Origin of the sequence: Bacteroides sp. AM16-13 (genome assembly GCF_003602705.1) — a bacterium.
Lineage (GTDB): Bacteria > Bacteroidota > Bacteroidia > Bacteroidales > Bacteroidaceae > Bacteroides > Bacteroides xylanisolvens.
On the sequence record NZ_QTLK01000001.1, the window covers coordinates 249,729 to 261,340 of the forward strand.

At 40.0% G+C, this 11,612-nt stretch carries 14 protein-coding genes and 1 pseudogene; 7 read left to right on the forward strand and 8 right to left on the reverse strand.

Translation table 11 applies throughout. The features are described 5' to 3' along the window. Nucleotides 1–42: 42 nt before the first annotated feature. From DW173_RS00970 to DW173_RS01000, 7 genes are all read right to left on the reverse strand, one after another. Nucleotides 43–645: a nitroreductase family protein gene (locus DW173_RS00970; RefSeq protein ID WP_004315984.1), complete on the reverse strand. Its 603-nt coding sequence runs from the start codon at nt 643–645 to the stop codon at nt 43–45. Nucleotides 646–656: 11 nt separating this feature from the next. Continuing rightward, nucleotides 657–3,404: a methionine synthase gene (metH, locus tag DW173_RS00975; protein WP_120143433.1), complete on the reverse strand. Its 2,748-nt coding sequence runs from the start codon at nt 3,402–3,404 to the stop codon at nt 657–659. An 89-nt stretch (nt 3,405–3,493) separates the two neighbouring features. Then, complete coding sequence (gene smpB, locus DW173_RS00980; RefSeq protein WP_004310798.1) at nt 3,494–3,946, reverse strand: SsrA-binding protein; 453 nt, start codon at nt 3,944–3,946, stop codon at nt 3,494–3,496. 9 nt (nt 3,947–3,955) lie between these two features. Further along, nucleotides 3,956–4,501 (reverse strand): Yip1 family protein, encoded by a 546-nt coding sequence (locus DW173_RS00985; protein ID WP_004315986.1) that lies wholly within the window; start codon nt 4,499–4,501, stop codon nt 3,956–3,958. A gap of 32 nt (nt 4,502–4,533) precedes the next feature. Continuing rightward, nucleotides 4,534–5,307 carry a hypothetical protein gene (locus tag DW173_RS00990; RefSeq protein WP_117809150.1) on the reverse strand — a complete coding sequence of 258 codons (774 nt, stop codon included), beginning with the start codon at nt 5,305–5,307 and terminating at the stop codon, nt 4,534–4,536. A gap of 82 nt (nt 5,308–5,389) precedes the next feature. Beyond that, nucleotides 5,390–5,890, reverse strand: a complete 501-nt coding sequence (locus DW173_RS00995) for a DMP19 family protein (protein ID WP_008021714.1) — start codon at nt 5,888–5,890, stop codon at nt 5,390–5,392. 436 nt (nt 5,891–6,326) lie between these two features. Beyond that, on the reverse strand, nt 6,327–6,731 hold the full coding sequence (locus DW173_RS01000) for an HsmA family protein (RefSeq protein WP_008021711.1): 405 nt from the start codon (nt 6,729–6,731) through the stop codon (nt 6,327–6,329). A 237-nt stretch (nt 6,732–6,968) separates the two neighbouring features. Between DW173_RS01000 and DW173_RS01005 the strand changes: the two genes are divergently transcribed. The 7 genes and pseudogenes from DW173_RS01005 to DW173_RS01030 all read left to right on the forward strand — a co-directional run bounded on the left by DW173_RS01005 (nt 6,969) and on the right by DW173_RS01030 (nt 10,976). Next, nucleotides 6,969–7,670 (forward strand): iron-sulfur cluster assembly scaffold protein, encoded by a 702-nt coding sequence (locus tag DW173_RS01005; RefSeq protein ID WP_007759112.1) that lies wholly within the window; start codon nt 6,969–6,971, stop codon nt 7,668–7,670. Nucleotides 7,671–7,689: 19 nt separating this feature from the next. Next, nucleotides 7,690–8,700 (forward strand): GGGtGRT protein, encoded by a 1,011-nt coding sequence (locus DW173_RS01010; RefSeq protein WP_004315991.1) that lies wholly within the window; start codon nt 7,690–7,692, stop codon nt 8,698–8,700. 307 nt (nt 8,701–9,007) lie between these two features. Beyond that, nucleotides 9,008–9,307 (forward strand): nucleotidyltransferase family protein, encoded by a 300-nt coding sequence (locus tag DW173_RS01015; RefSeq protein ID WP_008021707.1) that lies wholly within the window; start codon nt 9,008–9,010, stop codon nt 9,305–9,307. Then, on the forward strand, nt 9,300–9,638 hold the full coding sequence (locus tag DW173_RS01020; RefSeq protein WP_004315993.1) for a DUF86 domain-containing protein: 339 nt from the start codon (nt 9,300–9,302) through the stop codon (nt 9,636–9,638). Before DW173_RS01015 ends, DW173_RS01020 begins: the two co-directional genes overlap by 8 nt. Before the next feature lie 142 nt (nt 9,639–9,780). After that, a pseudogene (locus tag DW173_RS01025) lies at nt 9,781–9,954 on the forward strand (GGGtGRT protein); the annotation flags it as partial. 281 nt (nt 9,955–10,235) lie between these two features. Then, entirely contained in the window at nt 10,236–10,511 is a 276-nt protein-coding gene (locus tag DW173_RS23770) for a hypothetical protein (RefSeq protein WP_233562071.1), read from the forward strand. Nucleotides 10,512–10,613: 102 nt separating this feature from the next. Further along, nucleotides 10,614–10,976: a DUF1622 domain-containing protein gene (locus tag DW173_RS01030; protein ID WP_049703112.1), complete on the forward strand. Its 363-nt coding sequence runs from the start codon at nt 10,614–10,616 to the stop codon at nt 10,974–10,976. 152 nt (nt 10,977–11,128) lie between these two features. On the opposite strand, the gene DW173_RS01035 is transcribed toward DW173_RS01030, so the two are convergent. Continuing rightward, on the reverse strand, nt 11,129–11,530 hold the full coding sequence (locus DW173_RS01035) for an FKBP-type peptidyl-prolyl cis-trans isomerase (RefSeq protein WP_008021699.1): 402 nt from the start codon (nt 11,528–11,530) through the stop codon (nt 11,129–11,131). Between the last annotated feature and the right edge of the window lie 82 nt (nt 11,531–11,612).

Sequence of the window (11,612 nt, forward strand, 5' to 3'; positions counted from 1 at the left end):
GCAAATGTAAGGAAATTATTGAAAAGACAAAACTTTTGCTTACTAATACTGATTATAATGTATCTTTTTCTCGTCAAATTTCTGTTTCGGGTTCTCTTTTGTAGCCGGATAGCCGAAAGGAATGACACAAAGCGGAAGGATATTATCAGGTAGATTGGTATATTTGCGTACCACCTGCATACGGTCTTCATAAGGATAGGCAGCCGTCCATACAGCCCCCAGTCCCAGACTTTCGGCAGCCAGCAGAATATTTTGCGCTGCTGCTGAACAATCCAAATACCAATAAGACGAACGTACAGAATCTCCGCAGACAATGATAGCGTTACGGGCTTGGGTTAACATCTTTGCATAAGGAAGCGCAGCAGCCATTGAATCCAGTTTGGCACGGTCGGATACTACTATAAACTCCCAAGGACGGACATCTTTACCCGAAGGGGCAGCCATTCCGGCACGAAGCATCAAGTCTATTTTCTCTTTCTCCACTCCCTTATTCAGATAAGTACGCACACTTTTACGTGCGAAGATATTATCCAAAGCAGCATTTCCGGTTTCGGACGTTCCTTTTTCTTCTTTGGTAGAAGAACATGCGCTCATAGCAACAACTATTGCTGCAATCAGACATAAGAAAGAGAAAATCTTTTTCATTGTGATACTATTTAAAACAGATTCAACTTATTTTTCTGCGCCTCTTCCAATGAAACCGTTTCACGTTTCAGCAGACCGCTTTTTTCACGAAGCACCTCATATTCGCTATTCAGTTCGTTCACCAATTCGGCTTTCAGCTGTGGATTCAATAATTTGGAAGCAACACTTGCATTCTGGGAAGCATCTTTCAGATGTACCACCGGAGCGTGATAGACAGGAGCAATCTTCAATGCCGTATGCATTTTCGATGTAGTGGCCCCACCAATCAGAAGAGGAATATCCAGTCCTGCTTTTTCGAGTTCCAAAGCCACATGCGCCATTTCTTCCAAAGAGGGAGTAATCAGACCACTCAATCCGATCATATCCACTTTTTCTTCAATGGCACGCTGCACAATGGTTTCCGCCGGCACCATCACTCCCAAGTCTACAATATCATAACCATTGCAAGCCATCACCACCGCTACAATATTTTTTCCAATATCGTGCACATCGCCCTTTACAGTTGCCAGCAACACTTTTCCAGCCGCGGCGCTTCCTTCCACTTTTTCCGATTCGATAATCGGTTGCAGGATAGCTACGGCTTTTTTCATCGTACGGGCAGTCTTCACAACCTGGGGAAGGAACATCTTACCGGCACCAAACAACTCGCCTACATAATTCATTCCATCCATCAACGGGCCTTCAATCACATCGACTGCTTTATCATAAAGCGGCAATGCTTCCGCCAAATCCTGTTCAAGGAAATCTCCGATTCCTTTCATCAAGGCATATTTCAAGCGTTCCTGAACGGATTCTTCTCTCCACGCATCTTGTTTGGCAGCTGGTTGTCCGGCAGTTCCGCTCATAGTTGCTTTCAGCGATTCCGCCAATTCTATCAGACGTTCCGCTGCGTCCGGACGACGATTCAAGACGACATCTTCTATCTTTTCCAATACATCGGTCGGGATATCACTATATAACACGGAAGTACCCGGATTCACAATCCCCATGTCCATTCCTCGCTGAATGGCATGATAAAGGAATACAGCGTGCATCGCCTCACGGATATAATTATTGCCACGGAAAGAGAAAGAAAGGTTACTGACTCCTCCGCTAATATGAGCACCCGGAAGATTCTTTTTGATCCATGCGGTAGCTTCAATGAAATCTACGGCATAGTTATTATGTTCTTCGATCCCCGTAGCTACGGCAAGTACATTGGGGTCAAAAATAATATCATGAGGATTAAAACCTACTTTATCTACCAAAAGACGGTAAGCCCGTTCGCAAACTTCTATTTTACGGGCGGCTGTATCTGCCTGACCTTTCTCATCAAAAGCCATTACGACGGCGGCCGCTCCATATTGGCGGATGATACGGGCATGTTCGAGGAAAACGTCCTCGCCTTCTTTCAGAGAAATGGAGTTAACGATTGACTTTCCTTGCAGACATTTCAGGCCGGCTTCAATCACTTCCCATTTGGAAGAGTCAATCATTACCGGAACACGGGCTATTTCCGGTTCGGACATGATAAGATTCAGGAAAGTAGTCATCTCTGTCTTTGCGTCCAACAGTCCGTCATCCATATTGACGTCAATCACCAAGGCACCATCTTCCACTTGTTGACGGGCGATGGAGAGAGCTTCATCATATTTCTTTTCGTTTATCAGACGAAGAAACTTACGAGAACCGGCTACGTTGCAACGTTCGCCGACATTTACAAAGTTAATTTCCGGTTTGACTTCCAATAGTTCAAGTCCGGAAAGCCACATACAATCCGGTGCAAGAGCAGGGACGTGTGGTTTAGCACCTTTCACGAGGGCGGGATATTCGGCAATATAGGCATCCGTCGTTCCACAACAGCCGCCAATGATATTGATTAGTCCTTCTTCGATATATTCTCTCACTTCGTGAGCCATATCAGCAGGTGTCTGGTCATACTTACCCAGGCTATTCGGTAATCCGGCATTCGGATAGGCGCTAATATAATAAGGTGCACGAGCTGCCAGTTGTTCAAGGAATGGTTTCAATTGGCGGGCTCCGAAAGAACAGTTTAAACCGACAGAAAAGATATTGGCATGTTGCACGGAAGCAAGAAATGCGTCCAATGTCTGGCCGGACAATGTTCGTCCGCCAATATCAGACACCGTTACAGATAACATGACAGGCACTTCGACACCTGTTGCTTTCATTGCTTGTTCGGCTGCAAAAATAGCAGCTTTAGCATTCAGGGTATCAAAGATTGTTTCGATCAGAATGGCGTCTACGCCACCTTCAAGCATTGCTTCCATCTGTTGCTGATAGGATGCAGCCAGTTCGTCGTAACTCAAAGCACGATAAGCCGGATTGTTCACGTCCGGGCTCATAGAGCAGGTTTTATTGGTTGGGCCTACAGAGCCGGCTACAAAACGCGGTTTATCGGGATTCTTTGCAGTGTACTCGTCGGCAAGATCACGGGCTAGTTTTACGGCTGCCAGATTCATCTCACGCACGTATTCTTCTACGTGATAATCAGCCATAGAAACTGTAGTCGAACTGAATGTATTGGTTTCGATGATATCCGCACCTGCTTCCAGGTATTTACGATGAATATCCTGAATCACGTCGGGACGTGTAAGACACAATAAGTCGTTATTCCCTTTCAACTGTCCGGGGATATGCGCAAACCGTTCACCACGAAAATCTTCTTCCTTGAGGTTATATTGTTGAATCATTGTACCCATTGCCCCATCCAGAATAAGGATGCGCTCGGATACGACTTGAGAAATTGTCTTTTTCATTACCCTATCACATTAATACCTAAATACCTACTCTGCCATCTTCTGCCAGACACTTCGCAGTCCGGCGTTTATCTTATAGCGGTTTTTACTTACCGCTTGAACATTCTTGCCATATCTCTACGGTCGTCTTTCTCCTTTATAGATTCTCGTTTATCGTATTCTTTCTTACCTTTCGCCAAAGCGACTACCAGTTTCGCCAAACCTTTTTCATTGATAAACAAGCGTACAGGAACAATCGTAAAGCCGGGATTTTTCATCTCCCGCTGAAGTTTCTCCAATTCTTTTTTACTAAGCAACAACTTCCTCTCTCTACGTGCCGTATGGTTATTGTACGATCCATAGAAATATTCGGCAATGTGCATATTCTTCACCCACAATTCGCCTTTCGTAAAATAGCAAAACGTATCTACCAGACTGGCTTTTCCCAAACGAATGGACTTTATTTCCGTACCGGTCAATACAATACCTGCTGTGTAGGTATCTATCAGCTCGTAATCAAACGTAGCCCGTTTATTCTTTATATTTACAGGAGGTTGTTTCATCTTTACTCATTAATTAAGTATAGCCGTCAGTCTATTAAACACGATCTGTATCACTGCCGGACATAGTATTAACAATACAGACGACAAAAGGGTGTATTTTAATCGTTGTTTTTCTTCTACTCCCATCAGTATAGGAACTCCCTCCCATACCACATAGACGATGTAGAACTGCAGCAACCAAGCAATAATTCTAAAATCAGGTAATAGTCCGGTTACTATCTGAAGCAGGAAAGACACAACCAATGCATATCCTGCAAACTGTTGTGTCAACGGCATATTACTATGCATGCCAAACATCCTTGTTCCCATTTCATTGATGGCATAAGCTGCCAGAAAATAGCCACCGAACAAGGCTACAGCTACGGCGCAACAATTGGTCATAGCTATCTGGAAACTTTGCGGACCTCCCCACCCATTCGTCAATAACGAACCGATGAATACGGACAGACCGCATAAACCAATCATAGGATAGACAAAAGCCATAAATACTTTTCGCCTATCCTCTTCCATAGAAATTTCCTCCCAGGCCTTGGCCGGAGAGGAAATCAATTTCATTGCTATGTTAAATAGTTCTTTGTAGTTCAATGTTATTCTGTAAATGCGTAATCATATTCAACCGAACGTTCAACCGAAGTTTCCTTCCCATCCTTATCGACCAATTCATCTTTTGAGTTATTGATTTCAGCTGTCAGTTCCAGGTATTTCGGTAATTTGCCTGTTTTCTCCTTAAATGCAGCAAGAGCAGCTCTAATTGAATAAGCCCTATAAGCATATGTAAAATTAGAACGAGTTACGGTCTCACCTGCATCCTCAACAACATGGCTAATATATAGTTTTAACTTAGTGTCAGAGGCAGTCATTGCTTCAGGATCATAAGAAAGAACAAATGAATGCTTCTTTACTTCTGAATCTTCAACACTAGAGTTTGTAACTTTCACCCAATATGGCATTGTCAAAACGATTGTATTTTTGTCATAATAAACCAAACTTGACTGTTGCTTATCCAATGAATAAAGAGGATTAGTAGGTTCCGTTTTTTGAGGATTCAAACCTTCATTACCTTTAGGGTCAATACAAAGCGGAGTAGATAGCAAAGTAACTGGTATACTAGTACTATTTGCTGTCACCTGTGATTGGTCATATTGGCATGAAATTATATACATATTTCCATCCAAAAAGCCCAATTCTGTAGTTGGAACCAACTTCGTAGTTGCATCCCCCATCAGAAATGATCCAAAATTATACTTAACAGGAACAGTCATTGTAACATTGTGGTTATCATCTCCATTCATACAAGAAGTAACTGACATACCCATAACCACAGCCATCAAAGCCACCAAGAAAAATTTCACTTGTTTCATAAACATATTTTTTAGATTTTGCAAAGATATAAATTCTAATTCATAATTAATAAATGCAAGTACTTAAAAAATACTGCATCAGTTACTTTATTATTTTTGCAAAAAGTTCCAAATGATCATCTACGTAGCTTGCAATCAATGCTGTGACTTGTTCTTCCATCTCTAAATAGGCTTCTTCCAACTCATCAAAAGCTTCATATTGCTCGTACATAGCCATAAATTCATCATCCGTCCGTTCCTTTTCCAAATCTTTCCGGTTGGCATCAAAGATTTTCTTAGCCTTATAAACTAATTTCGAAAACTCTTCCGCTCCCCACAAACGCATCACTTTCGCAAACGGATTATCAAAGATATAACCACCATAGCCATTCTGAATCAATTGACAGAACCCGCCAACCATCATCTCATCACGAAAAATCTGATAAGCCAGCAAAGAATGTTGTTCTCCCGTCAACAAAGGCATCGTCTCCGCAGTCAATTCACCACCGATTACCTCTTTATATTTATCTGTAAACGCCTGGATAAATTCATCCATTCCTTCACCCGCAGCCTTTTGTAAGGCTGATTCTACAACTTCGATCATAATCTTCTTTATATAATGATGCAGCAAAGCTACGAATTTTATTCTACATCCAGTAATAATCCCTCCATAATCTTGCCAATCTTAACTCCATTATCCGTCCTCCACGTTCTTCACACGATCCATATCATCTCATTTACAGACACTTCCTGTGAACAAATCATATAAAACACGGTATTCACATCCTTCACAGAATATGTATTTCACAGTTTCACCACATAGTGAGAACCAATACTTGCTATATTAATAGAAACAGGCAAATAGCATATATATCCCGAATGAAAAGCAACTGTTTAATAACAGACGACTCCAGTCGGCTATCCAGTCAACTCTAGTCGACTAATCAGACAACGATAGTTGTCCGAATGGCCGGCTAGAGTCAGCTGACAAGAATATTGTAAGGTGATTTATGAATTGCCGGCTCTATTCAGGCTGTTTATTATACATGTAATCGCATCCCCAAATAAACTCCTATTAGATAAGGTATAAGCCAAATGCACCAAACTACAATGCTGAAACGATTAAAATGTCTCTTTTCTATAGGCGTTCCCTTCACATAGGTCCATATCGCCCATAACGCATGTACAAACATCAGAAGAATAGCAATTGCCCCTATCACCGTATGCATTTCGTCATGCAAATGAGTCAGTTCGGCAATATGCTCCATCAGGCTTGTACCCACCGTGTCGGCCAGCAACCCGAGAAGAAAGAAAATGATATGCCAAAACTTTAATTTCCTTTGAAGACGTTCTCCCCAAACACCTATCGTATAAAACACAAGCGCAGATGAAATAACGCAAATTGCCGCTATTAAATAATGTATATCTATCTGATTCAGTTCCATAAATTTTCTTTTTCTAATAACAACAAAGCACAGGATAGATAGTTCTCGCGGTCTCAATCTTTCACAAATGCAATCCCGACTTTACAAACGACGAAAAAACGTAAACAGATTTGTCTCTTTTCACAAAAAAGTAATAAAAGGCGATTTGCAGAAACAAATAAATCGACTACCTTTGTGGGCGATTTAGAGAATCGTGACTACGTATTTTTAATTATATCACTAAAAAAAGAGCTAATTATGACTTATTCACACGAAGTGGAACACATGTGTGTTGTAAAGAAGGGCCCTAACCACGGACCGGCTCCCATACCCGAAGAAGGCAAATGGGTAAAATCTAAAGAAATCGTTGATATTTCTGGTTTGACACACGGTATCGGTTGGTGCGCTCCTCAACAAGGTGCTTGTAAACTGACACTGAACGTTAAAGAAGGTATCATTCAGGAAGCTTTAGTTGAAACTATCGGATGTTCCGGTATGACTCACTCTGCTGCTATGGCTGCTGAAATTCTTCCGGGAAAAACGATCCTTGAAGCATTGAACACTGACCTTGTTTGCGACGCTATCAATACTGCAATGCGCGAACTTTTCTTGCAAATCGTATACGGACGTACTCAATCAGCTTTCTCTGAAGGTGGTTTGATTATCGGTGCAGGTTTGGAAGACTTGGGTAAAGGTCTTCGTAGCCAGGTAGGTACTCTTTATGGTACTTTGGCTAAAGGTCCTCGTTACCTTGAAATGGCAGAAGGTTATATCAAACAAATCTTCTTGGACAAGAACGACGAAATCTGCGGATACGAATTCGTACACATGGGTAAGTTCATGGACGAAATCAAGAAAGGTACTGATGCTAACGAAGCTTTGAAGAAAGTTACAGGTACTTACGGACGCGTAACAGCAGAACAGGGAGCAGTTAAATCTATTGATCCACGTCACGAATAATATAAGGAGGAAAGAAACAATGATTAGAGAAGTAAAATTCGAAAGCCAAGACCGTCGTATCAAACAGATTATCGCTGCTTTGAACGCTAACGGCATCAAAGATATCGAAGAAGCTAACGCTATCTGTGAAGCTCATGGACTTGATCCTTATAAAACGTGTGAAGAAACTCAGCCTATCTGTTTTGAAAATGCAAAATGGGCTTATGTCGTAGGTACTGCCATTGCTATTAAAAAAGGTTGTACAAACGCTGCTGAAGCTGCTGAAGCTATCGGTATCGGTCTGCAAGCATTCTGCATCCCGGGTTCTGTAGCTGACGACCGTAAAGTTGGTATCGGCCATGGTAACCTTGCTGCTATGTTGCTGCGTGAAGAAACTAAATGTTTCGCTTTCCTGGCAGGTCACGAATCTTTCGCTGCTGCTGAAGGTGCTATCAAAATCGCTGCTAAAGCAGACAAAGTACGTAAAGAACCGTTGCGTTGTATCTTGAACGGTCTTGGAAAAGACGCTGCTCAGATCATCTCTCGTATCAACGGCTTTACATACGTTCAGACTCAATTCGATTACTTTACTGGTGAACTGAAAGTTGTTCGCGAAATCGCTTACTCTGACGGTCCTCGTGCAAAAGTAAAATGTTATGGTGCTGACGACGTTCGCGAAGGTGTAGCTATCATGTGGAAAGAAGGTGTAGACGTATCTATCACAGGTAACTCTACTAACCCGACTCGTTTCCAACATCCAGTTGCAGGTACTTACAAGAAAGAACGTGTTCTTGCTGGTAAACCATATTTCTCTGTAGCTTCAGGTGGTGGTACAGGTCGTACTCTTCACCCGGATAACATGGCTGCCGGTCCTGCTTCATACGGTATGACAGATACGATGGGTCGTATGCACTCAGACGCTCAGTTCGCCGGTTCATCCTCAGTTCCTGCTCACGTAGAAATGATGGGATTCCTTGGAATTGGTAACAATCCTATGGTAGGTTGTACAGTGGCTTGCGCTGTTGACGTAGCTCAGGCCTTGAGTAAGTAATTCAAATAATTACCATATAGTAAATCCCTGTAACTGATAAGGTTATGGGGATTTTTATTTTCAGTATGTTCGTAGGTTGAACTGCTGATTTACCTCTCTCCTACCTTTCTAATATAGTTTAGTTTTGTATTCCTACCTAATACTGATTTCACTTTACTAAGATGGATATAGATACTACTTTAAACTAAAAAAGAAAGTATTTATTAGTCCAATGCAAAAAAAGTAGAGTATTAATACAACTATCCCTAATGATACCTTGTTAAAGTAAGAGTTATTAATTATCTTTGCATTGAAAGGAGATACACCTATGAAGCTGATTGAAAATAATATCCAAAAGATAATTGACCTATGCAAAAAACATAAGGTACATAAATTATTTGTCTTTGGTTCTGTTCTTACGAGTCGTTTTAATGACAACAGCGATGTTGATTTAGTTGTCGATTTTAATAAGGCAGAAGTAAGCGATTACTTTGATAATTTCTTTGATTTCAAATATGCTTTAGAAAATTTGTTTGGTAGAAAAGTAGATTTACTGGAAGAACAGACTATTAAGAATCCATATTTGAAGAAGAATGTGGATGCAACTAAAACTTTAATCTATGGATGAGTTAATAAAGAAACACTTGCAAGATATTCTAACTGCCATTGAAGAAGTAGAAAGTTTCTTCGGCAATGCTCCTAAAGTTTATGATGACTTCTATAGTAACCTATGCCTTAGACGAGCCGTTGAAAGAAACATAGAAATTATTGGTGAAGCAATGAATAGAATACTAAAAGTTGATAAAGATATAGCTATAACCAATTCTCGTAAAATAGTAGATGCCAGAAATTATATCATACATGGCTATGATAGTCTATCCGTAGATATACTTTGGAGTATGGTTATTAACCATTTACCAAAACTAAAAAATGAAGTAACAGCATTACTAAATATATAAGGTTTGTGACTTATTCACGACCATTTATTCAAAACAGAGAGATTTATAATCTGGAGCGTTCTTTAAAGCATTTCAATATTCACCTGTAAAACATTCATTTACGATTAATTTGATTGAATTATAGGGATGCAGTGTCGCTACTTCATACGGTATGACAGATACGATGGGTCGTATGCACTCAGACGCTCAGTTCACTGGTTCTTCATCTGTTCCTGCTCACATAGAAATGATGGGATTCCTGGGAATTGGTAACAACCCGATGGTAGGTTGTACAGTAGCTTGTGCTGTTGACATAGCTCAGGCTTTGGGTAAGTAATTTATTACTTTTATACATAAGGAGAGTGTTCAATACAGCACTCTCCTATTTTTACTTAAAAACAAAAACTTTTGGAATAGCGTTTCCATTCTATATTTATTAAAAGATATTGGCATAAACACCAAAAAATTATTATATAACAATGCTAATTTATCAACTGAACTTTGTTGGATATAAACCTAATAACCATATCTGCATAAGCTCATAATCAATAAAATTATGGAATACATCAACGAATTTCACAAGCAATGGATAGAGCGTACTCGCAAGTCAATAGCATTATGGAGCAAGCAGCCAGCCTCATTAGAAGAAAAAAGGAAGCAACAAGAACGTTTGGACCAACAGAAAGCTATAAGAGAAGGCAAATTGAAGAGCTAATTTCATTGGCCAATTCAGACAATTTATGGATTTCCCCCTCTAATTTGAATATAGAATTCTTAAGTAAAGGTGGAGAAAATGAAGTCTATACAGGAAATGAAGATATAGTTGTAAAGCTGAACAACTTTGAGTACGCAGGCGATGATTTATGGAATAGATGGAGATTTGTATTTTATTGATACACAAATTAGATTGAGAACTCAATCCTAACGAAAGATCTATTTGAGAACTATTATACAACTTCACTTGTTTATATAACAGATACTAAACATTATACAACAATGCTACTCACATTCTTAAATACACTCGCTACTATCATCAGTGTCATCAGTTTACTGATTGTGACTTATGGCGTACTCGTCGGCTTCATTGCCTTCCTACGCAATGAGATAAAACGGTTCAACGGAACTTATACCATTAATAATATCCGGCAACTTAGAGCAGATTTCGGCAGTTACCTTTTGCTGGGACTGGAATTTCTAATCGCATCCGACATTCTGAAAACTGTAGTTGATCCTACTTTGGATGAGCTGGCAATCTTGGGCGGAGTTGTTGTAGTAAGAACTGTACTTTCCGTGTTTTTGAATAAAGAGATTAAAGAACTGGCAGAAGATGGTTCATCTAAGGAAATAAAGGAAATATAAGAAAGGTCAGCATTACTAACTTTCTCCAAAGCTGCATATTTTTATTACCGGATATTTCTACTTTTAGCTACCTTTGCAAAAGCAAATCCTTTATAAAGAAGCTAAAAGAAAAATATCCATGCATCTAATTATATATAGCTCATTTTTATACTCTATGCAACTCCAAGCAGTTCCACTTCGAATATCAATGTCGAGTAAGCAGGAATAGAATCAAAAGATTTAATACCATATCCCATTGCATAAGGTATATAGATAATCCATTTATCCCCAACATGCATTTTCTGAAGTGCTACCTGCCACCCTTCTATTACATCACTAAGACGTAAGGCATCGGGACAAGTACGTTCATAAGAATTATCAAATACCCGGCCATCAATCAGACTTCCTTTGTAATGCACGGTAACAATACTCCGCGCACCCGGAGAAATCGTACCTTCACCAGTTTCCAAAACTTTGTAATAAATTCCACACGGCAACGCAAAAACACCTTCCTGAAAAGACAGTTTTTTCAGAAATCGTCGATTGGCCTCTTTGTATTCTTTCTTTTTCCCCATAAATAAATTGATTAAGAACTTGCAAAAATAATCAGAATAACAAAGGATTTAGCATAAAAACTGTATATTTGTTTGTTGAACT

Coding starts and splice junctions, on each gene's coding strand:
- DW173_RS00970 (WP_004315984.1), bottom strand. CDS start 645: ATGAAAAAGATTTTCTCTTTCTTATGTCTGATTGCAGCAATAGTTGTT.
- metH (WP_120143433.1), bottom strand. CDS start 3,404: ATGAAAAAGACAATTTCTCAAGTCGTATCCGAGCGCATCCTTATTCTG.
- smpB (WP_004310798.1), bottom strand. CDS start 3,946: ATGAAACAACCTCCTGTAAATATAAAGAATAAACGGGCTACGTTTGAT.
- DW173_RS00985 (WP_004315986.1), bottom strand. CDS start 4,501: ATGAAATTGATTTCCTCTCCGGCCAAGGCCTGGGAGGAAATTTCTATG.
- DW173_RS00990 (WP_117809150.1), bottom strand. CDS start 5,307: ATGAAACAAGTGAAATTTTTCTTGGTGGCTTTGATGGCTGTGGTTATG.
- DW173_RS00995 (WP_008021714.1), bottom strand. CDS start 5,890: ATGATCGAAGTTGTAGAATCAGCCTTACAAAAGGCTGCGGGTGAAGGA.
- DW173_RS01000 (WP_008021711.1), bottom strand. CDS start 6,731: ATGGAACTGAATCAGATAGATATACATTATTTAATAGCGGCAATTTGC.
- DW173_RS01005 (WP_007759112.1), top strand. CDS start 6,969: ATGACTTATTCACACGAAGTGGAACACATGTGTGTTGTAAAGAAGGGC.
- DW173_RS01010 (WP_004315991.1), top strand. CDS start 7,690: ATGATTAGAGAAGTAAAATTCGAAAGCCAAGACCGTCGTATCAAACAG.
- DW173_RS01015 (WP_008021707.1), top strand. CDS start 9,008: ATGAAGCTGATTGAAAATAATATCCAAAAGATAATTGACCTATGCAAA.
- DW173_RS01020 (WP_004315993.1), top strand. CDS start 9,300: ATGGATGAGTTAATAAAGAAACACTTGCAAGATATTCTAACTGCCATT.
- DW173_RS23770 (WP_233562071.1), top strand. CDS start 10,236: ATGGAGCAAGCAGCCAGCCTCATTAGAAGAAAAAAGGAAGCAACAAGA.
- DW173_RS01030 (WP_049703112.1), top strand. CDS start 10,614: ATGCTACTCACATTCTTAAATACACTCGCTACTATCATCAGTGTCATC.
- DW173_RS01035 (WP_008021699.1), bottom strand. CDS start 11,530: ATGGGGAAAAAGAAAGAATACAAAGAGGCCAATCGACGATTTCTGAAA.